This is a genomic window from Cupriavidus necator A5-1, from assembly GCF_000744095.1.
GTDB lineage: Bacteria > Pseudomonadota > Gammaproteobacteria > Burkholderiales > Burkholderiaceae > Cupriavidus > Cupriavidus necator_A.
In genome coordinates this window covers 3,860,925-3,882,331 of sequence record NZ_JQLI01000001.1, presented here as the reverse complement: position 1 = coordinate 3,882,331, position 21,407 = coordinate 3,860,925, and the positions used below count along the sequence as shown (strand labels likewise).

Annotated in this window: 16 protein-coding genes; 9 read left to right on the top strand and 7 right to left on the bottom strand. The window is 69.2% G+C overall.

The window, feature by feature from the left end; genetic code table 11:
- Window positions 1-33: 33 nt before the first annotated feature.
- The 5 genes from K307_RS17220 to K307_RS17200 all read left to right on the top strand — a co-directional run bounded on the left by K307_RS17220 (window position 34) and on the right by K307_RS17200 (window position 4,641).
- On the top strand, window positions 34-954 hold the full coding sequence (locus K307_RS17220) for a TauD/TfdA dioxygenase family protein (RefSeq protein WP_042882197.1): 921 nt from the start codon (window positions 34-36) through the stop codon (window positions 952-954).
- A 90-nt stretch (window positions 955-1,044) separates the two neighbouring features.
- Window positions 1,045-2,055 carry an ABC transporter substrate-binding protein gene (locus K307_RS17215; protein ID WP_042879897.1) on the top strand — a complete coding sequence of 337 codons (1,011 nt, stop codon included), beginning with the start codon at window positions 1,045-1,047 and terminating at the stop codon, window positions 2,053-2,055.
- A gap of 2 nt (window positions 2,056-2,057) precedes the next feature.
- The gene (locus K307_RS17210; protein WP_042879895.1) at window positions 2,058-2,897 is read left to right on the top strand and encodes an ABC transporter ATP-binding protein; all 840 of its coding nucleotides are present in this window, start codon (window positions 2,058-2,060) and stop codon (window positions 2,895-2,897) included.
- Window positions 2,898-2,928: 31 nt separating this feature from the next.
- A complete protein-coding gene (locus K307_RS17205; RefSeq protein ID WP_063771681.1) occupies window positions 2,929-3,810 on the top strand; it encodes an ABC transporter permease in 882 nt (293 codons plus the stop codon).
- A 60-nt stretch (window positions 3,811-3,870) separates the two neighbouring features.
- Window positions 3,871-4,641: a class I SAM-dependent methyltransferase gene (locus tag K307_RS17200; RefSeq protein ID WP_042879893.1), complete on the top strand. Its 771-nt coding sequence runs from the start codon at window positions 3,871-3,873 to the stop codon at window positions 4,639-4,641.
- A 4-nt stretch (window positions 4,642-4,645) separates the two neighbouring features.
- On the opposite strand, the gene K307_RS17195 is transcribed toward K307_RS17200, so the two are convergent.
- Together K307_RS17195 and K307_RS17190 are read right to left on the bottom strand one after the other, a co-directional pair.
- Complete coding sequence (locus tag K307_RS17195) at window positions 4,646-5,011, bottom strand: helix-turn-helix domain-containing protein (protein WP_042879891.1); 366 nt, start codon at window positions 5,009-5,011, stop codon at window positions 4,646-4,648.
- Between the two features lie 186 nt (window positions 5,012-5,197).
- On the bottom strand, window positions 5,198-5,431 hold the full coding sequence (locus K307_RS17190) for a hypothetical protein (RefSeq protein ID WP_022539504.1): 234 nt from the start codon (window positions 5,429-5,431) through the stop codon (window positions 5,198-5,200).
- Between the two features lie 536 nt (window positions 5,432-5,967).
- On the opposite strand from K307_RS17190, the gene K307_RS17185 reads away from it, so the two are divergent.
- Together K307_RS17185 and K307_RS17180 are read left to right on the top strand one after the other, a co-directional pair.
- Entirely contained in the window at window positions 5,968-7,209 is a 1,242-nt protein-coding gene (locus K307_RS17185; RefSeq protein ID WP_042879890.1) for a sensor domain-containing diguanylate cyclase, read from the top strand.
- A gap of 102 nt (window positions 7,210-7,311) precedes the next feature.
- On the top strand, window positions 7,312-8,568 hold the full coding sequence (locus K307_RS17180; RefSeq protein WP_042879888.1) for an Hsp70 family protein: 1,257 nt from the start codon (window positions 7,312-7,314) through the stop codon (window positions 8,566-8,568).
- 46 nt (window positions 8,569-8,614) lie between these two features.
- Here the strand turns inward: K307_RS17180 and K307_RS17175 are convergent, their stop codons facing one another.
- The 5 genes from K307_RS17175 to K307_RS17155 all read right to left on the bottom strand — a co-directional run bounded on the left by K307_RS17175 (window position 8,615) and on the right by K307_RS17155 (window position 13,423).
- Complete coding sequence (locus tag K307_RS17175) at window positions 8,615-9,295, bottom strand: phosphorylase (protein ID WP_042879886.1); 681 nt, start codon at window positions 9,293-9,295, stop codon at window positions 8,615-8,617.
- The gene (gene shc / locus K307_RS17170) at window positions 9,292-11,310 is read right to left on the bottom strand and encodes a squalene--hopene cyclase (protein ID WP_042879884.1); all 2,019 of its coding nucleotides are present in this window, start codon (window positions 11,308-11,310) and stop codon (window positions 9,292-9,294) included. Before shc ends, K307_RS17175 begins: the two co-directional genes overlap by 4 nt.
- 60 nt (window positions 11,311-11,370) lie before the next feature.
- On the bottom strand, window positions 11,371-12,261 hold the full coding sequence (gene hpnD / locus K307_RS17165; protein WP_042879882.1) for a presqualene diphosphate synthase HpnD: 891 nt from the start codon (window positions 12,259-12,261) through the stop codon (window positions 11,371-11,373).
- Window positions 12,262-12,443: 182 nt separating this feature from the next.
- On the bottom strand, window positions 12,444-13,055 hold the full coding sequence (locus K307_RS17160; protein ID WP_419187124.1) for a BON domain-containing protein: 612 nt from the start codon (window positions 13,053-13,055) through the stop codon (window positions 12,444-12,446).
- Window positions 13,056-13,219: 164 nt separating this feature from the next.
- Complete coding sequence (locus tag K307_RS17155; protein ID WP_022539497.1) at window positions 13,220-13,423, bottom strand: cold-shock protein; 204 nt, start codon at window positions 13,421-13,423, stop codon at window positions 13,220-13,222.
- A 1,052-nt stretch (window positions 13,424-14,475) separates the two neighbouring features.
- Between K307_RS17155 and K307_RS17150 the strand changes: the two genes are divergently transcribed.
- The gene (locus K307_RS17150) at window positions 14,476-17,367 is read left to right on the top strand and encodes a bifunctional glycoside hydrolase 114/ polysaccharide deacetylase family protein (RefSeq protein WP_230625731.1); all 2,892 of its coding nucleotides are present in this window, start codon (window positions 14,476-14,478) and stop codon (window positions 17,365-17,367) included.
- Window positions 17,330-21,391, top strand: a complete 4,062-nt coding sequence (locus K307_RS17145) for a tetratricopeptide repeat protein (RefSeq protein WP_042879878.1) — start codon at window positions 17,330-17,332, stop codon at window positions 21,389-21,391. The genes K307_RS17150 and K307_RS17145 overlap by 38 nt, the downstream gene beginning before the upstream one ends.
- Window positions 21,392-21,407: the final 16 nt, after the last annotated feature.

The following is a 21,407-nucleotide window of genomic DNA, read 5'->3' as shown; positions in this document are numbered from 1 at the left end:
CGCACCGGCCTCCCCCGTATGCCAGAGCTTGCCATGACGACCGCAACTGCCAACGCCATTGTTTCGCGCCACCAGAGCGCACCGCTTTCCACGACCTTCGCCGAGACTTTCGAAATCCGCCCGCTCGATGCCCCGCTGGGCGCCGAGGTGATCGGGCTGGACCTGTCGCAATCGCTGTCCAATGCGGACTTCGCCCGTATCCATCGCGCGCACCTGGACTATCACGTGGTGGTGTTCCGCGACCAGCAGATCACGCCCGCGCAGCAGATCGCCTTCAGCCGCCGCTTCGGGCCGCTGCAGATCCACGTGCTGCACCAGTTCCAGTTGCCCGGCCACCCGGAAGTGCTGGTGGTGTCCAACGTGGTCGAGAACGGCAAGCCGATCGGGCTGGGCGATGCCGGCCACTTCTGGCATTCGGACCTGTCGTACAAAGAGAAACCGAGCCTCGGTTCGCTGCTGCATGCGCGCGAACTGCCCGCCAAAGGCGGCGATACGTTGTTCGCCAACATGCACCTCGCATGGGACACGCTGCCACCAGCGCTGCAGAATGCGGTGGACGGCCTGCGGGCTGAGCACACCTACCTGGCGCGTTATGCGGAGCTGCAGCAGCGCAGCCCGTGGCGGCCGAACCTGACACCCGAACAGATCGCGCAGGTCAAGCCGGTGCTGCAACCGGTGGTCCGCACCCATCCGGAAACGGGCCGCAAGGCGATCTTCGTCAGCGAGCACTTCACCACCCGCATCGTCGGCCTGCCCGAGGATGAAAGCCGCGATCTGCTCGACCAGTTGTTCGCGCACAGCACTAGGCCTGCGCATATCTATCGCCACCAGTGGCAAGCGCACGACCTGGTGTTCTGGGACAACCGTTCACTGCTGCACCTGGCTGCGGGTTGTCCGCCCGGGCTGCGGCGCGTGATGTACCGCACCACCATCGAAGGTGACGTGCCGCGCTGAAGCGGCAACGCTATCGCAAGTCATGCAAGCCATCCACAAGGCGCCTGCATCGGCGAGCGCCGGTCCAACGTATTCCCCGGAGTTTTGACAATGTTCTCTCGTTTTTCCCGCAAGATCGGCCTGCTCGTACTGAGCGCAGGGCTGGCTGCTTCCGGCGCGGCACATGCCGAAGGCAAGCTGCGCATCGCCGAGCAGTTCGGCGTGGTCTACCTGCTGCTCAACGTGGCACGCGACCAGCAGCTGATCGAAAAGCACGGCAAGCAGCAGGGCGTCGACATCAAGGTCGAATGGACGCAGCTGTCCGGCGGCGCCGCGGTCAATGACGCGCTGCTGTCGGGCGCCATCGATATCGCCGGCGCCGGCGTCGGCCCGCTGCTGACGCTGTGGGACCGTACCCACGGCAAGCAGAACGTGCGTGGCGTGGCATCGCTGGGCAACTTCCCGTACTACCTGGTCAGCAACAACCCCAAGGTCAAGTCGATTGCCGACTTCACCGAGAAGGACCGCATCGCGCTGCCGGCAGTGGGTGTGTCGGTGCAGTCGCGCGTGCTGCAGCTCGCCGCCGCGAAGCAATGGGGCGACAAGGAATACAACCGCCTCGACAAGTGGACCGTCGCGGTACCGCATCCCGATGCGGCGGCCGCGATCATCGCCGGCGGCACCGAGATCACCGGCCACTTCGGCAACCCGCCGTTCCAGGAGCAGGAGCTGGCCGGCAACCCGAACGCGCGCATCGTGCTGAATTCATATGACGTGCTGGGTGGCCCCAGCTCATCCACTGTGCTGTACGCGACCGAGAAGTTCCGCAACGACAACCCCAAGACCTATCGCGCCTTCGTCGATGCGCTGGCCGAAGCCGCGGCCTTTACCACCGCCAATCCTGAAGCGGCGGCGGACATCTACCTGCGCCAGAGCAAGGCGAAGACCGACCGCGCACTGCTGCTGCGCGTGCTGAAGAACCCGCAGGTGCAGTTCCGCGTGGCGCCGCAGAACACCTTTGCGCTGGCCGCGTTCATGCACCGCGTGGGCGCGATCCGCAACCAGCCCAAGTCCTGGCAGGACTACTTCTTCCAGGACCCCGTCACCGCGCAGGGGAGCTGATCATGGCGATGCACAACCTGCGCGTGGTGTCCGACCGCGCCGCCCCGCTGCTGCAGGTCGATGGGGTGTCGCTGGAGTACCGCACCCCCGACCGCATCGTGCGCGCCACCCATCGCGTCAGCTTCGACGTGCAGGCGGGCGACCGCTTCGTGCTGCTGGGCCCGTCCGGCTGCGGCAAGTCCACGCTGCTTAAAGCGGTGGCGGGCTTCGTGCCACCCTGCGAAGGCGAGATCCGTCTGGAAGGCAGGGGGGTGCAGCAGCCCGGCCCGGACCGCATCGTGGTGTTCCAGGAGTTCGACCAGCTGCCGCCGTGGAAGACCGTGGTGCAGAACGTGATGTTCCCGCTGCGGCAGGCGCGCGGGCTGTCGCGGGCCGAGGCGCGCGAGCGTGCCATGGACAGCCTGGAGAAGGTGAGGCTGGCCGACTTTGCCGATGCCTATCCGCACACGCTGTCGGGCGGCATGAAGCAGCGCGTGGCGATTGCGCGCGCGCTGGCGATGCGCCCCAAGGTGCTGCTGATGGACGAGCCCTTCGCCGCGCTCGACGCACTGACGCGCCGGCGCATGCAGGAAGAGCTGCTGGCGCTGTGGGACGACGCGGGCTTTACGCTGCTGTTCGTCACGCATTCGATCCAAGAGGCGCTGGTGGTGGGCAGCCGCATACTGCTGTTGTCGCCGCATCCGGGCCGCGTGCGCGCCGAGCTCAACAGCCAGCAGTTCACCCTGGCCAGCCAGGGCGGCGCCGAGTTCCAGGCCGCCGCGCAACGCATCCACACCTTGCTGTTCGGCGCCCCCGCCGCCGAGGCGCAGCCACAGCGCGCACGCAGCGTCGCGGGCCGCTGAATTTGGCCGATTACCCTGAAGGAATCGCATCATGACGCAACCGACCGTGGCGCTCGCCGACGTGCTTCGCCCCGAATACGAACGCGAGCCCGAACCCTTTACCGAAGCGCCGCTGGCACGCGCGCTGCCATGGCACCAACAGCTGTGGCAGCATGGCTGGCTGCGCAAGGCGGTGATCCTGCTGGCGCTCGCGCTGGTGTGGGAAGTGGTGGCGCGCGTGCAGGACAACGACCTGCTGCTGCCTTCGTGCCTGGCCACGCTGCGCGCCTTTGCCGACGCGGTGGCCAGTGGCGAGCTGCCCGGCAAGGCGGCGCTGTCGATCTCCGTGCTGCTGCGCGGCTATGCGCTGGGCATCGTGCTGGCGTTCGCGCTGACTTCGCTGGCGGTGTCCACGCGCTTCGGCCGCGATGTGCTGGACACGCTCACCGCCATGTTCAACCCGCTGCCCGCGATCGCGCTGCTGCCGCTGGCGCTGCTGTGGTTCGGGCTCGGCACCAGGAGCCTGGTGTTCGTGCTGGTCCATTCGGTGCTGTGGCCGCTGGCGCTGAACATGTACGCGGGCTTCCGGGGGGTGCCGCAGACGCTGCGCATGGCCGGGCGCAACTACGGCCTGCGCGGGCTGCGCTATGTCGCGTTGGTGCTGGTGCCGGCGGCATTGCCGGCGATCCTGTCCGGGCTCAAGATCGGCTGGGCCTTCGCCTGGCGCACGCTGATCGCGGCCGAGCTGGTGTTCGGCGCGTCGTCGGGGCAGGGCGGGCTGGGCTGGTTTATCTTCCAGAACCGCAACGAGCTCTATACCGACCGCGTCTTCGCCGGCCTGGCCGCGGTGATCCTGATCGGGCTGCTGGTCGAGGGGCTGGTGTTCAGCACGCTCGAACGGCTGACGGTGCGCCGCTGGGGCATGCAGCAGTAGCCTTGCCCCGCGCGGTCATGCGGAGTAGGCTACCGCACCGGTACGCAACCGGAGCCCCGCATGACCGCCATCCACCAAGCCGCCGCACAGGGATTCGCCAGCCAGGCCGATACCTACGCGCGGGGACGCCCCGACTATCCCGCTGAAATCGATACCTGGCTGCGCGACATGCTCGGCCTGCGCGCCGGCCGCACCGTGCTCGACCTGGGCGCGGGCACTGGCAAGTTCACGCGCCGGCTGGCCGGGACCGGCGCCACCGTGATCGCGGTGGAACCGGTCGCGCAGATGCGCGCACAACTTGCCAGCGCGCTGCCTGCAGTGCAGGCGCTGGAAGGCGGCGCCGAATCGATCCCGCTGCCCGACGCCAGCGTCGATGCCGTGGCCTGCGCGCAGGCCTTCCACTGGTTTGCCAATGCCGGCGCGATGGCCGAGATCCGCCGCGTGCTGCGCCCCGGCGGCCGGCTCGGGCTGGTGTGGAACGTGCGCGATGAAAGCGTGGACTGGGTCGCGCAGCTGACGGCGATCATGACGCCGTATGAGGGGGACGCGCCGCGCTTCTACAAGGGCGACTGGAAGCGCGTCTTTCCTGCCGCGGGCTTCGGGCCGCTGGCGTTGGCGAGCCTGCCCTATGCCCATGCAGGCCCGCCGCGGCAGGTCATCGTGGACCGGGTGATGTCGGTCAGCTTCATCGCCTCGCTGCCGGCGGCAGAACAGGCACGGGTGCGGGCACGGCTGCAGGCGGTCATCGACGACCATGCGGCGCTGGCCGGCCGCGCGGAGATTGCCTTTCCCTACCGGACTGAAGCGTACAGCTGCGAACGGCTGGCCTGAGCCGCTACATGGTCGACTGGCGCACCCAGAACGCCAGGCCGTCGCGCCCGCTGTCGTCCACCGCCGGCGCCGCCCCGGTGTCGTGCTGGCGGGCGCATGTCCCCGGTTCCAGCTGCTCCCAGATGGCGAGCATGGCGATCACCTTGGGCAGCGCGTTCACGCCGATGGGCGTGGGCAGCCAGGCCGGGCTGCCCACGCGGAACAGCGGCGTGCCGAGCGCGGCCTCCAGGCTACGGATCTGGTAAAGGAGCCTTTGTGATTGGATGCCCAGCGCGCGCGCGGCGCGGGTGGTGTCACGGTGCTGCATCAGTGCGATGAATGCGCGCAACGACAGGAAGCTGACGCGCCTGTTGTTGAGATGGAAAGCCATGCCTTTGCCGTTGCCGGGCGGGCGGCGGCACCATGCGCATGCGCGCTGGCCACGCTGGAACGTCACCCGGCGGATCGAAGTGAAGCGATCGTAGCGGTGACACCAGGTGTCTTGTAGCGGTCTGTTTCTGAGTTGGTCTGGTGAATTGTCCGCATTCAGGCGCGCCGTTGCCGGGCGCCGATGCGGTCAGTGCATCGGCAGCTGTCCGATGGCCGTCAGCGCCTGCACCACCTCGGGTGACAGGCGGCGCTCGCTGCAGGGCACGCCCGCGGTCTCGAGCGTGGTCCACAGGTCGGCGTCGCCCGTGACGATACGTTGCCGCAGGTGGGCAAGGTACGCATACTCGGCGGAAGTCAGCGGGCGCGGAGCGCTGCGCAAGTCATCCAGGATGGCGCCAAGCGAGAGAAGGGGAACGGTCATACCAGGTTGGGATAGCACGGCTTCAAAACATTGCGATGATAGGCAACGCATGATTCTATCCACGCCGTGCAGTGGCTGCTTAACCAAAAGCGGGGTACTTACCCTCTAATTCCGCGCCAGTTCGGCCAACACGCGGCAGAGTGGCGAATACGCGCGCGCAATGTGGCGCATCGGTTCCAGCGTGGGAAGGCGAAGGCGCTTGCTGCCGCATCGCAGCCCGCCAAGGTGTTGCAGAAAAACGCCAACGTGCAATCTACGTGCAGATCGCCTGTGAGGCGCGCTGCGACGAAACGACTCGCGGTGATGTGATGCATGTGACATATGCGATATGGGGCGGCGTCCTCCACGGCTTTCACAGAGCACGGCAAGCCATGAGGCGTATACCCGACCCGGCTTGTCGGGGGTGCCACCGGGCTATGCCCGCGGGCTATCATGCGCGTTGTCGCGCGCAACCCGCGCTTTACGACAGCCCCTGTGACCCGATGCCCGCCGATCGATATTGACGGCAGGGCGGACGGCCTCCTTGAGGAATCCCCGTGCATCTGGACCAGCAGACCATTGCGGTCGTCATGATGGTGTTTTTCTGCAGCACGCTGGTCATTGCGGCGGGGCTGGTGTTCGCGCTGCGCGCGAGCGAGGCGGGGCGGCTGTGGGCCTTCGGGCATGTGCTGGTGTCTGCCGCGGGGCTGGCGCTGGCGCTCAGCGCGGCCGGCGCCGCCGGCGGCTCGGGCCATCTGGGCACGGTCGGCGCGGCAGCGTTCGTCGCCGGCTGGCTGGTGATCTACCGCGGCGTGCGGGTGTACTACGGCGTGCTGGCACACCCCGCCGCGCTGGCGGGCGCGGGCGTGATCGTGATGGGGCTGATGGTGGGCACCACCGGCCTGCCCGACGGGCCGCAGATCGCGCTGCGCGTCGTCTACGGCGTGCTGGCGCTGGTGTCGCTGGCGACCTTCGCCACGCTGGCGCGTGCCGGGCGCGGGCGTCGCAGCATCGGCGCGCCGCTGGTGCTGGTGGCGAGCCTGGTGCAGCTGGCCGGCTTCAGCCATGCCATGAGCCTGCCTGCGCTGGGCGCCGCCTCCGTGACGCTGTTCTTCGCCAACCCGGCCGGCTCGGGCTGGGTGCTGGCGCCGCTGATCGCCACGCTGCTGGGCCTGTTCGGCTTTACCGTGATGGCGATGGAGCAGATCGTCGCGCACAACGAAAGCGGCGCGCGCGTTGATGCGCTGACCGGGTTGCTCAACCGCGGCGCGCTGGAGATGTCGGCACTCGGGCTGGTGGCGCGCTGGCAGCGTGACGGCGCACCGCTGGCCTGCCTGGTTATCGACATCGACTACTTCAAGCAGGTCAACGACACCTTCGGCCACCATGCCGGCGACGCGGTGCTGCGCGAGGTGGCGCACGCGCTCGACAACTCGCGCCGCGCCTCAGACGTGGCCGGGCGCTACGGCGGCGAGGAGTTCTGCATCCTGTGCCCGCATACCGACGAGCAACAGGCCTCGGCGCTGGCCAACCGGATCCTGCGCAAGGTGCGCGCGATCGCGCTGCCGGCCGGACAGGGCCATGCCAGCGTCAGCATCGGCGTGGCGCAGCTGCGCGGCGGCCCCGGCAGCAAGGAAGGGCTGTGGCGCACGCTGTTCACCGACGCGGACCGCGCGCTCTACCACGCCAAGGAGCACGGGCGCGACCGCTATGTGCTGGCGTCGTCGATGGCGGCCCCGGCGACCGCGCGCGCGCTGGCCCCGCCCCTGCTCGAGCCGACGCCTGATCTGGCCGGCTGATCGCGCTTCCCCCGCGACTGCCCTACAATGACGCCCCCGCCCGCGCCGGCCTTGCGCCGCACGGGCCACTTTCAGCGGTGTCTTGCAGGAAAACGGAATTCGATGATGTCAAACGCATGCGGCCTGGACTTCGGCACGTCCAACTCAACGGTGGGCTGGAGCCGCCCCGACCGGCCGGCGGCGCTGCTGCCGCTGGAAGACGGCAAGGCGACGCTGCCCTCGGTGATCTTCTTCCACGCCGAAGACCCGCTGGTCAGCTACGGCCGCGCCGCGCTGGGCGACTACCTGGCCGGCTATGAAGGGCGGCTGATGCGCTCGCTCAAGAGCCTGCTCGGCACCTCGATGATGGACGACAGCACCGAGGTGATGGGCCAGGCGATGCCGTTCCGCAAGCTGCTGGCGCATTTCATCGGCGAACTGAAGACCCGTGCCGAGCAGGCCGCCGGCACCGAGTTCTCGCGCGCGGTGCTGGGCCGGCCGGTGTTCTTTATCGACGAGGATCCCGCCGCCGACCAGCTGGCGGAAGATACGCTGGCCGGGATCGCACGCGATGCGGGCTTTCGCGAGATCGCCTTCCAGTACGAGCCGATCGCCGCGGCGTTTGACTACGAGGCCGGGATTTCGCGCGAGGAGCTGGTGCTGGTGGTCGATATCGGCGGCGGCACCTCGGACTTCTCGCTGGTGCGGCTGTCGCCCGAGCGCGCCCGCCGCAGCGACCGGCGCGAAGACATCCTGGCCAACGGCGGCGTGCATATCGGCGGCACCGACTTCGACCGCGCGCTCAGCTTGGCGCGCGCGATGCCGCTGCTGGGGCTGGGCAGCCAGCTGCGCAACGGCAAGGCCATGCCGTCGAGCCAATATTTCGACCTGGCCAGCTGGCACACCATCAACCTGGTCTATACGCGCAAGGCGTGGTCGCTGGTGATGGACAACTACCGCGACGCGGCCGATACCATCAAGCTCGACCGCCTGGTCCGGCTGATCCGCGAGCGCGCCGGGCACTGGCTGGCGATCCAGATGGAGGCGGCCAAGATCGCGCTGTCGGATGCCGGCAGCACCGAGGTGGACCTGCATCGGCTGGAGCAGGGGCTGACGCTGGCGATCACGCGCGAGGAGTTCGACGAGTCGATCGACAAGCTGGTGGCGAAGACCGAAAAGACGGTGCTGCAGATGCTGGCGGATGCTGGCGTGGATGGGGCGGCGGTCGACACCGTCTTCTTTACCGGCGGGTCCAGCAGCGTGCCGTTGCTGCGGCAGCGGCTGGCGGCGTTGTTGCCGGAGGCGCGTTGCGTGGAAGGGGACAGGTTCGGGAGCATCGGCAGCGGGCTGGCGCTGGATGCGGTGCGGAAGTTTGGTTAGCGGGCGGGCGATTCCCAATGGCTTGCGCTGAATGCCGGCGCCAGTCTCAATGCGCCAGCACTTCCCGCAACCCGAATTCATCCCCCAGCGCCAACCTCGCCGCCCGCAGCGCCCCGCGCGCCGCCGCCGCATCGCCGGCCAGCCTGAACAGCCCCGGCAGTTCCCATGGCGCCCGCAGCAGCCCGCCCAGCACCGCCCCCACATCGGTCTTGCCACCTTCGCCCATGCCGGCAGCGGCCGCCGCGGGCACCGCCCGCCCGGCCGGATCGATCACCACGCGGCAAGCCGCGAACGGCAGCTGGCATGCCGCCGCCATGCGCGCGGCGATATGCGATTCCATATCGACGCAGAGCGCCCCGCACGCCTGCCGCAGCAACTGCTTGCCGGCAACCGTCAGCACCGGCTGGTCAGCCCCCGCGATCGTGCCGACCCTGGCATGTGCCATCACCGCATGCATCGCCCGCGTCCATGACACATCAGCGTCGTAGCGCTCGCCATCGGCGCAGACCCGCTCGGCAATCACGATATCCCCCGGCGCCAGCGCCGGATCGAGCCCGCCGGCCACGCCGAAGCTGACGATGCCCGCGCAGTCGCGGCTGGCCAGCGCCGACACGCCCTGTTCCAGCGCAATGCCGCGCAACCCGTGCACCACGCGGCAATGCGGCCCGGCAGCGATGCGCGCCTCGAATTCCATGCCGGTAACGACCAGCACGAATGGCGCTGTCACAGGCCCCACGACTCGTGCTCGGCGCCGCCGCGCTGCAGGTTGCGGTAGCGCGCCAGCGCCCACAACGGAAAGTAGCGCGCATAACCGTGGTAGCGCAGGTAGAACACCCGCGGAAAGCCCACCGCGGTAAAGCGCGGTTCATGCCACAGCCCGCCGGGCTGCTGCGTGCGCAGCAAGTAGTCGATGCCGCGCGCCACCGCGGGGTGCTGGGCGGCGCCGGCCGCCATCAGCGCCAGCAGCGCCCATGCGGTCTGCGAGGCCACGCTGGGCGCGGGTTCATAGCCGCGGTAGTCGAGCCGGTAGCTGCTGCCGTCCTCGCCCCAGCCGCCGTCCGCGTTCTGGATCTGCACAAGCCACGCCACCGCGCGGCGCATCTCCGGCGCCTCCGGCGGCAGGCCGGCGGCATTCAGCGCGCACAGCGCGCTCCAGGTGCCGTAGATATAGTTCGTGCCCCAGCGGCCGAACCAGCTGCCGTCGGGCATCTGTTCGCGCAGCAGGTAGTGCAGCGCGCGTGCGGCGGGCTCGCTCTTGTCGGGCGTGGCGCCGGTCTGGCACAGCATCGACAGGCAGCGCGCCGACACATCGGCGGTGGGCGGGTCGAGCAGCGCGCCGTGGTCGGCGAAGGGGATGTTGTTCAGGTAGAGGTGGGTGTTCTCCGGCTCGAACGCACCCCAGCCGCCGTTGCCGCTCTGCATGCCGACGATCCACTCGCTGGCCCGCGCCACCGCTTCGTCGTAGCGCCCCGGCGCGCCATGCGCGCGCATGTAGCGGTCCATCGCGGCCGCGACCACGGCGGTGTCGTCCACGTCCGGGTAATAGTCGTTGGCGTACTGGAAGGCCCAGCCGCCGGGGCGTACCAGCGGGCGGCGCACCATCCAGTCGCCGCGCACGTCCAGCACCTGCAGCGGCTTGAGCCAGTCGAGGCCACGCCCGACCGCCGCGGCCGCGCGTGCCTCGCCGGTTTCGAGCAGCGCGTGCGCGGCCAGCGCGGTGTCCCACACCGGTGACAGGCAAGGCTGGCAGTAGGCTTCGTCGCCGTGCTCGACCAGCAGCCGCTCGACCGAACGCCGCGCCACCGCGCGCGCGGGATCGTCGGGCGGCACGCCCAGCACGTCGAACATCATCACGCTGTTGGCCATCGCCGGGAAGATCGCGCCCAGGCCGTCCTCGCCGTTGAGCCGCTCGCGCACGAAGGTCTGCGCGGCGTCGATGGCGCGCCGGCGCAGCGGGCGCGGAAAGATCGGCTCGGCCACGCGCATCAGCGCATCCAGGCCGCGGAACACCGTGTACCAGCCGGCGTGCTGGTGCGCCGCGCGGCGCGGCAGCCGCACGTTGTGGCACGGGCCCACGAACAGTTCGTTGATGCCGACCGCGCGCGGGTTGCGCGCCAGCGGGCGCAGGCTGTTGAGCACCAGCAGGGGCACGATCACCGTGCGCGCCCAGTACGAGACCTTGGACAGGTGGAACGGGAACCACTGCGGCAGCAGCATGATTTCCACCGGCATCATCGGCACCGCCGACCACGGCATCGCGCCGTACAGCGCCAGCAGCGTACGCGTGAAGACGTTGCTGGCCTCGGCCCCGCCCAGCGCATGGATGGCCTGGCGCGCGCGCTGCATATGCGCGGCCTGCGGATCATCGCCGGCCATCTTCAGCGCGAAATACGCCTTCACGCTGGCGCTCACGTCAGAGCGGCCTTCATGGAACAGCGGCCAGCCGCCGTCGGCGTTCTGGATGCGGCGCAGGTAGCGCGCGATGCGGGCCTCGAGCGCCAGGTCCGGGGTCTCGCCGAGGTAGTGCACCATCAGCACGTATTCGGCGGGGATGGTGGCGTCGGCCTCCAGTTCGTAGACCCAGTGGCCGTCGGGACGCTGCTGGTGCAGCAGCGCGTCGATGGCGCGGCCGATGCCCTGTTTGAGCGCCGGCGCGGCGTGGCGCGGCGCGGCTGTCACCGGATCGGCAGCTGGCTCCGCACGCGGCGCGGCCGTGGCGAAGGCGGTCTCATTCAACGACATGCAGACTCCTTGTGCCGGCGCACGGCGGCGCCGTGCACGGCATGCATCGGGTGGCCGCGCTCAGCCAATGGCGTGGCGCAGCACGATCCAGAGCAGTTGCGCGCGCGGCAGGCGCACGCGCTGGCGCGGTGCGCGCCAGCCCTGCGTGCGCAGGCGCGCCAGGATGCGGTGGTAGACCTCGGCCATGATCCGCGGCGAGCGTACCTGCCGGGCAGGGCAGCGCGCCATGATCGCGTAGGCCTGGTCGTAGTGCCCCTGCGCTTCATGCGCAAGCAAGGCGCAGGCCTGCCCGAGCGCGGGATGCGCCGCCACCGCCTGTGGCCCGTCTGCCGCGAGCCCGACGGGGATGCCGGCGGCGGCCAGTGCCTGCGCCGGCAGGTAGAGCCGGCCGATGGCGGCGTCCTCGTCGATATCGCGCAGGATATTGGTCAGCTGCAGCGCGCGCCCCAGGTGGTGTGCCAGCGCGATGCCGCAGGTTTCTTCCAGCCCGAACACGCGCACCGCAAGCCGGCCCACGGCACTGGCGACGCGGTCGCAATACAGGTCCAGGGTGGCGGCATCGGGGGCGCGGATGTCCTGCTCGACGACGTCCATGGTCATGCCATCGATCACGGCGAGGAAGTCCTGCTGCTGCAGGTGGAAGGCGCGGATCTGCGCGCACAGCGGCTGCAGGGCTGGCGGCGGGGTGCCGGCGTAGCAGGCGGCGATGTCGTCCCGCCAGGCCTCCAGCGCGGCCAGGCGTTGGGCATGCGGCGCGTCGCCGTCGGCGATATCGTCGACGGCGCGGCAGAACGCATAGATCTCGAACATGGCCTGGCGCTGCGCTGCCGGCAGGATGCGCAGCGCGGCATGGAAGGAGCTGCCCGCCGAGGCCGCGGCTCCGGCATGGGTGCCGTGCATGGCTGCCGCGGCGGCAGGGGCGTATGGCGTTGCGATTTGAGTACCGGCCACGTAACTCCTCGACACGCTGCAAACCGTCCCGCTGATGGCTGTATTGCCAACTGTATTGGCAGCTGTACTGAACGCGCTACGGCGAACCGTATGGCGCCATGCGCGGCCACTGGCGGGAGGGTGGTTGTGGGTCGGCCGATTATAGCAACATCGTCCGAAACGTCGCCGTAACATTTCGGCCGTCAGGACCCCTTCTGGGGCGTGTTCCCAGGCGTTTTCTGAGGCGCAGGCCGGGGCGCATCCGGCGTTCCGCCCGCCGTCGCGGCAAAGCGCGCATACGGCACGCCCCGCGCCGGCGTGGCGGTGGTCTGGTCGACCACGCGCTCCACGTCGGCCACCTCGCCCAGCGCGGCGAGGAAGGGCGCGACGGAGAATCCCGGCCGGACGCAGCCCTGCACCACCAGCCAGCGCCCGCTGACGGTGATCCACAGCGAGCTGTCGTGCCAGCCCGGCAGCGTGGCCGATAGCGTATCGAGGCGGCGCCGCAGGCTGTCGGCAATCTCGCGGTCGTACTGGAAGGCGTTGGACAGGCGGCAGCGCCCCTCGGTCCAGCAATGGTTGCCCTGTTCGATGCGGTGGTGCGCCTCGCGCCGCCATTGCGCCTCGGTGACGCGCGGGCCAGCCGGCTCGGGGCATGCCGGGATGCGCGCGGACACCTGCAGGAAGGGATCGTTGCCGCGGTTGAGCAGGGCATCGGCCCCGGCCCCGGCGTCGGCGGCGGGCGCGGGCATGGCAGCCAGCGCCAGGGCGCCGGCGACCAGCAGCGCCAGTGGCGGCAGGCGGTGGGCAGGCATCGCAGGACTCCTCGGTGGCGGGGCCAATGAAGCGCGGGGCCATGCAATGGGACATGCGCCCCGGGACAAAAGGCAAAGACAAATGAAAAAGCCCCGCGCCGAAGCTGCGGGGCCTTGCCTGCTCCGGCCGGTCCCTGGGGACCGGCCCGGTACTCAAACCGGTATCAGAGGGCCTGGATCTTGGTGGCCTGCTCGCCCTTCTGGCCCATGGCCTTGACGTAGCGCACCTTCTGGCCTTCCTTCAACGACTTGAAGCCCGAGCCTTCGATTGCGGAGAAGTGCGCGAACAGGTCATTGCCGCCTGCGTCCGGCGTGATGAAGCCGAAGCCCTTGGCGTCGTTGAACCACTTAACGGTACCGGTTTCCATATCTATCTCAACCTTGAATTTCAAAATGAGCGAAAACGCTCGTTATACACCGTGTGCAACGCATGTAGCGTGTCTCAATTGGTTACGCGCCACTGCATCCATATGACCTCGATATGTCGCTGTCGTGACAACCGAAAACGGCATGGCCGAAACGTCACGGAACGACACACTGCACAGTGGGAATCATTCTGCCGAATTTTCCCGATGTGTCAATCAGGCGAACCGCCTAATCATGATGAGAGGTTCCGATAGGAGATATTAGCGTTTTCTACTTCGCATTCGATTCAGTGAATTCCCTGATTCTTTTACGCGCTTAACTTGGGCAGATGCACCGCCAGCGGGCACCATGCCGTGACCTCGTGCATAATGGCTGCCGTCCGGTGCATGATGGGGCCATCTTTTTTACAAATTCTTACGACGGCGGCAACTTACCGCAATCGGGGGAAGCCCGTGGCTCCGGATATATCATTATGAAAATAAAGCCAAAACGGGCCGGTGTTGTCATCGCCTATGCATGAACATACATGAGCGCGCCGACTGTATGCGAGGCCATACATATAAGACAGGAACGGGAAAAACATGTTGGCGTTTCAAACCTAGCTGTTCGGAATTGTCATTGCGGACAGTGTCGCGACACGTCGCGCACGGGACCTGGTCGGTTCACCATTGATTCGTTTGTGCCCACGGTGCTTGGTGGTTGCCGCGAGGCCGCTGTGCGCCCATGGACATGCTCCCTCTGTACAGGGGCTCAAGCCAGCCGTGGGTGGGGCGCTAACGCGTCGGCAGGGACAATGTCTCAATTTCGGAACAATTGTTGACAGTGCGACTCGGGCGTCTGTCATAGCATCCGCAGGTCAAATAACATCGGAATTTTTCGAGCTCGACCGCCAAAGTCGGGCAAAGGCGGCGGCGACCGTCCAAAAATGTTGCGCCGGGCGCACATAAAGCGCGGCGCGCAGACAAAGAGGAAGCTAGCTGTGGAGCAGTCGGAGGAAGCAGGGAGCCGGAGCGCGCGAAGGCGGTCCCGCTTGCACGGGGTGATGGCGGTGGCGATGCGACGGTTGGTGCAAGGCACGGCGGTGCTGCTTTCGCTGGTATCGGTTAACGCGGCGACGGCGGCCACACCGGCGCGGGGGGCGCCGATGCCGTCGATCGCCTTCCACTATGGCGCGAAGCCGCCGGTCGATGCGCTGCAGGCCTTCGATATCGCCGTGGTCGAACCCGACAGCGGCTTCGATCCGCGCCAGGCCGGCACGCCCGCCACCGCCTGGTTCGCCTACGTCAGCGTGGGCGAGGTGCTGGAAAGCCGCCGCTACTACAAGGACATCCCGCAGGCCTGGCTCGCCGGGCGCAACGACGCCTGGAGTGCGCACGTGGTCGACCAGGCCGCCGAAGGCTGGCCCGCTTTCTACGTCGACAAGGTGATCGCGCCGCTGTGGCAGCGCGGCTTCCGCGGCTTCTTCCTCGATACGCTCGACTCCTACCAGCTGGTGGCAAAGACCGACGCCGAGCGCGCGCGCCAGGAAGCGGGCATGGTGCGCGTGATCCAGGCCATCAAGGCGCGCTATCCCGAGGCGCGCCTGGTCTTCAACCGCGGCTTCGAGATCCTGCCGCAGGTCCATGGGCTGGCCTATGCCGTGGCCTTCGAATCGCTGTTCCGTGGCTGGGACCAGGGCAAGGGCCGCTATGTCGAGGTGCCGCAGGCGGACCGCGACTGGCTGCTGGCGCAGGCCCGCACCATCCGCGAGCAATACCGGCTGCCGGTGATCTCCATCGACTATTGTCCGCCGGCGGACCGCCGCTGCGCGCGCGAGACGGCGCAGCGCATCCGGGCGCTGGGGATCACGCCGTACGTTGCCGATCCGGCCTTGCAGACCGTTGGCGTGGGCAGCGTGGAAGTGCTGCCGCGCCGGGTGCTGGTGGTGCAGGAGCGCCGCCCCGGCGTGTCGATCGACGCTTCCAAGGGCGTGCGCTTTGTTTCGATGCCGCTGAACTACCTTGGCTATCGCGTGGAGTTCGCCGAGGTCGGCGATCCGCTGCCGGACCTCGGCCCCGACCGCTACGCCGGCGTGGTGACCTGGCTGGAAGGGCCAGTCGATGACGCAGCCGCGGGGCGCCTGCGGCAGTGGCTCGGGAAGCAGGTGGAGAAGGGCATCCCGGTGGTCTTCCTCAACGACTTCGGGCTGCGCATGACTGGGACGATGGCGCACAGCCTCGGGCTGAGCCTGGCCAAGGGGCGCGTGGGCGGGCCGGTGCAGGTGGTCTCGAAAGACCCGATGATGGGTTTCGAGGTGCCGGTATCGCCAGACCGCTCGCGCGCGGTGCCGGTGCAGGTCGGCGCGGATTCGCGCTCGCTGCTGCGGCTGCGCTCGGGCACGCTCACCTATGACGCCGCCGCGATCACGCCGTGGGGCGGCTATGCAATGGGCCCGTACGCGGTGCTGCCCGATATCCAGAACACCGACCAGGACCGCTGGGTGGTGCAGCCGCTGCAGTTCCTGCGCGAGGCGCTGCGGCTGCCGGCGATGCCGGTGCCCGACGTCACTGCCGAGAACGGCCGCCGCCTGCTGACCATCCATATCGACGGTGACGGCTTTGCCTCGCGCGCGGAGATGCCGGGCGGCGGCTTCTCGGGCGAGGTGCTGTTCCGCGAGGTCTTCGACCGCTACCGGCTGCCGATGACCATGTCGGTGATCCAGGCCGAACTCAGCGCCGACGGCATGTACCCGAAGCTCAGCGCCGAGCTCGAGCCGATCGCGCGCAAGATCTTCGCACAGCCGTACGTGGAGGTGGCCAGCCATACCTTCTCGCACCCGTTCACCTGGGCGCTGACCGTGCCCGAAGGCCGGCAATCGGTGCAGGCTGCCAGCAGCCCCGGCCACGACCACGGCGCGGGCAAGGACGCCAAACCGGCAGAAGAGGCCTACCACCTGCCGGTGCCCGGCTACACGATGGACCTGAACCGCGAGATCGGCGGCTCCATCGAGTACATCAACCGCAAGCTCGCACCCGCCAGCAAGCCGGTCACGCTGCTGCTGTGGTCGGGCGACTGCCAGCCGCCCGCGCAGGCGCTCAAGCTCGCGGCGCAGGCGCGCGTGCTCAACATGAACGGCGGCGACACCGTGATCACGCGCAGCAACCCGAGCTGGACCGCGATCGCGCCGCTGGGCATCAACAAGCCCGACGGCACCTTCCAGGTATTCGCGCCGAACCAGAACGAGAACGTCTACACCAACCTGTGGCACGGCCCGTACTACGGCTTCGAGCGCGTGATCGAGACCTTCGAGCTGACCGACAAGCCGTACCGCTTCAAGCCGGTCAATATCTACTACCACAGCTATTCCGGCACCAAGGTGGCATCGCTCAAGGCGCTGCGCAAGGTCTACGATTACGTGCTGGCGCAGCCGCTGCTGCCGCTGCATTCGACCGACTACGTGCGCAAGGTGCTGGACTGGCAGGACATGGCGGTGGCGCGCGAGCTGGGCGATCCGGGCGACGGTATGCAGCCGGGCGCCTGGATCGTGCGCGGCGACGGCAACCTGCGCAACCTGCGCTGGACCGGCCCCGGCGTGCCGGAGCTGGCCTCGGCGCGCGGGGTCACCGGTACCTCGGCGGCGCCGGGCGGCGGCGTCTACCTGCACCTGGACGGCGGCGACGTTCGCTTCGTCACGCGCGACGCGCCTGCCGTGGCGAGCGCTCCGCAGCTGGCCGAAGCCAACGGCATCGTGCGCAACTGGCAGCGCGATGGCAGCGTCACGCGCTTTGCCTTCGGCGGCTACTACAAGCCTTTCTTCCGGCTCGCCGGCGCAGCCAATTGCCGCGTGAGCGTCGACGGCAAGACCGTCCAGGGTGTGCGCGAGCGCGATACCCTGCGCATCGATACCGCGCCCCTTACCGACCTGAACCATGCCAGCCAAGCCGTCGAAGTCCGCTGCGCCGGCTGAGCGCGAGCGGCTGCTGCCGCCGGCGCTGGTACTGACCTTCACCGCGATGGTGGGGGTCGGCCTGGCACTGATGTTCCCGCGTGAGACGCTGCGTGAGCGCTTGCTGGGGCAGGGGCGCAGCATGGACGGCCTGACCGTGGCGTACCTGGAAGCGTGGTCCAAGGCCGCGCCCGACGATCCGGGGTTCATGGCGGTGCTGGCCGAGCAATACGCGCGCAGCGGCCGGCTGGACGAGGCCGAGGCCATGCTGGCGCGAATGCAGTCGCTGCAGCGCGCCGACCTGTCCGGCACGATCCTGCGCACGCGCATCGACATCGCGCAGCAGCGTACCTGGGCGGCGCAGCCCGATACGGCTGAGCGCGCGCAGTACCTGGCACAGGCGCAGGCCTTGCTCAAGGAAGCGACGACGCGGCGCTGGACCAATGCGGAGCTGCAGCGGCTGGCCACGCAGGCACGCGAGCTCGGCGCGACCGATGCGCAGGCGCGCTTCTACCGCGAACTGGCGCGCACCGACCGCGCCAATGCCGATTTCTGGAACCGGCAGCTCGCCGAGATCGCGGTCTCCGGCGGCAACTACCGCGACGCCGCGCGCGCGCTGTTCGCGGCCCAGGCCCGCGCCGGCACGCTGGCCGAGCAGCGCGCGCTGTTCCTGAAAGCCGTGCAGACGCTGCAGTCCGGCAACCTGCTGGACGAGGCGCTGGCCGAAGCCGAGCGCCATGCCGGGCGCCTGCTCGACGATCCCGAGGTGCTGCGCTACCTAACGAAGCTGGCGCTGGCGGCCAACCGTCCGGAGCAGGCCGCGCGCTACGTGGAGCGGTTGCTGAAGATGTCTTCATTGCCGCACAGTCCTGCCGCGCAGGCGGCGCGTGCGCTCGCCGCGGCGCAGCCCTGGGCCGCGCAAGGCGTGGTCTTCCTCGACGGCCCGCGCGGGCTGGCGCTGCGCGATGCGCTGCAGGCCGCCGGCATGCTGGACACCCGCAAGGCGGCCGCCAGTGCCACGGACAAGGCCGAAGGCGCCGCTGCGGAGAAGCCCTTCAACGCCGAAGACCATGACCTCGCCTATCGTGTCTTCCTCGCCGCCGGCAAGCTCGACCAGGCCCAGCGCGTGGCCGAGACCGCCGTGCGCAGGCTGCCCGGCGACCTGCTCTGGCGCGAGCGCCTGGCGCAGGTGGCCGAATGGAACCGCCACCCCGCCGTGGCACTGCAACACTGGCTGGCGTACGCGCAGGCCAGCAACGACGAGCGGGCCTGGGACCATGTGCTGCGCCTGGCGCCGGGCCTGTCGGACGACGCCGCTCACCTGCTCGCGCTGCGCCACCGCGCGCGTGCCGGCGACCCACGCACCGTGGATGCGGTGGTCGCCGCCTACGAGCGCCTGGGCGAGCCGGAACAGGCCATGGCCTTTCTGGACGGCCTCAGCCGCGGCCCCAATGCGCGCGAGATCATGGAACGCAACGCGGCACTGGCCGAGCGCGCCGGCAAGGACGGGCGTGCCTTTGCGCTTTACACCGAGCTGCAGGAGCGCTTCGGCCAGCGCCCCGCGTATGCGCTCAAGCTCGCCAATTTCAACTATGTGCATGGGCGCCTGAGGCAGGCGCTGGATGCCATGCTGGTTGCACGCGCTGCCGCCGGCACAGCCCAGGGCGACGCGCTCTACTGGCGCACCTTCACCGAACTGGCCAGGCTGAACCAGCGCGACGACCTGCTCGACGAGGGCTATCGCAAGCTGACGGCATCGATCTCCGGCCCGCAGGAGGACCAGTGCCGGCGCCTGCCCGAAGGCGGCCTGCGCAGCGACTGCGAGGACGCGCAAACCAACGTGCAGGAACGCGACCTGGCCAACCTGCTGGCGTACTACGACCGCAGCCCGATCGATGCCGGCCGCATCGCGGAAGCCTACTGGCGCAAGCACGGCAGCCAGGAGGCGCTGGAGCTGACGGTGTACTACTACACCCAGGCGCGCGCCTGGCCGCGTGTCGAGCGCTTGCTGGCCAGCCTGACGCCGGCGCAGTTGCAGGCGTCCGAGCAATCGGGCCGCTTCCTGACCTACCGCGCCGAATACCTGCGCGCCATCGGCCAGCGCGAGCGCTCGATGGCCGACCTGCGCCGTGCCGCCAACCTGCCGGAAGCCAGCAGCCAGGCGCTGGGCGCGCTGCTGTGGGCGCAGGTCGACATCGGTACCGATAGCGAAGTGCGCGCACTGATGCGCCGCCTGAAAAGCGAGGCCGAAGACAGCCCCGACCTGTGGGGCGCGTTCGCCGCCGGCCATATGCGCTTCCAGGACGGCCGGTCGGCGCTGCACTACCTGCGCAAGCTCAACGACGGCAAGCAGGCCGATCCGCTCTGGCTGGGCCTGACCGCGGATGCGTACGAGGCCATCGGACAAACCGACACCGCCTGGCGCATCCGCCGCCAGGCGTGGGTGGCGTTGCATCATGGCTGGGCCGAAGGCGGCCGCATGCATGCGCGGCTGCGCGCCGATGACGAAGACGATGCCGTGGCCGAGGGCGACGAGCCGGGCCTGCCCTCGCGCGCCGAACTGCGCCGCCAGACCGTGGCGCTGGGGCAGGTGTTCGCCTCGGGCGACGTGTCGCGTGCGCTGGTGATCCAGATGCTGCGCGATGACCGGGCTGCCACGGCGCAGGCGCGCAACGCGCCGCGACCCGCCGGTGCGAAGTCGAAGCTGGGCGATATCGCCGGCCTGCCGCCGCTGGACGTGGCGCCGCCCGCGGCCGTGGTGCAACGCGAGGCCGCGCGCGAAGCGGCCTTGTCCGCCGCCGGCCGCGACGTGGCGCTGGCCTGGGCCCTGTCGTCCGAGGCCAACCCGCTGGCGCGCGCCTGGCTCGCCAGGCACTACGCGCGCACGCTGACGCGCCCGGCCTATGCCGAGATCGCGCTGGCGCTCGACAGCAACGACATGGAGGCGCTGGATCGCGTGCTGGAACGCCAGGCCGGCCGCGTGCCGGTGACGAACCAGATCGAGGCCAACCTGCGCCTGGACCGCCTCGGCGCCGCGCAGACGCTGGCGTTCGACACCCAGGAGGTGGCGCGCACCGACGACGCGCTGCAGGAAACCCTGCAGGACGCGCTGCTCTACAACGCCCAGGCGATCGAGCCGCGCGTCAGCTTTACGCACCAGAAGCCGCTGGAATACACCGAAGGCAGCTTGGCCGGCGGCGTGCGCCTGTGGGATGGCTATGACCTGAACCTGCGCGGCAGTTGGCGCGACCAGCGCAGCACGGACCCCACGCAGCTGGTGAACGTGCCGTCGTCCGACCGGCGCGCTGACCTGTCGCTGGGCTATCAAGACAACGGCAAGCGCTGGCGTGCCACGGCGGGCTACCGCGAAGGCCTGGACACCATGGCCACCGCGCGCTTCTTCGGCGAGTGGAACCGGCAGGGCCGCCTGCAGTTCAGCACGCTGGCAGGGCTGAACCAGCCCGCGGACGAATCCGCCGCGCTGCGCGTGGGCGGGGCCAAGGACGTGGCCGCACTGGGCGCGATTTACCGCACCGGGCTGCGCGAGTTTGTCGGCGGCCGCATCGAGTACAGCAGCTTCCGCGGGCAGGACCGCAGCGCGCTGGGGCATGGCATCGTCTATGACGTCGAGGCCGGCTACAAGATCCGCACCGCGTATCCTGACTACACCGTGCGCGTGGTTGGCACGCATGCCAGCTACAGCGCCAACGGCGGCAGCCTGACGCCGCGCATGGCCTCGCTGGTGCCGGCCGGGGACGCGGCCACGCCCGGCTTCTACATGCCGCAGGGCTTCACCCAGGCGGGCGTGCTGTTCGGCTTCGGCACCGAACTGCTGGACGACTACACGCGCAAGTGGCGCCCGTTCGGCGAAGTCGGGTTGCTGCGCGACACGCGCGCACGCCAGAACTTCCGCGTGCAGCTGGGGCTGGCCGGCTCGGTGTTCGGCAACGACCACCTGTCGCTGTTCGTCTCGCACGAGACCGCGGCGCGCAACGGCGGCGTGCCGCTGACGGAACTGGGAATGCGCTACCGCTGGCTGTACTGAGCTGGCGCGGGCATGC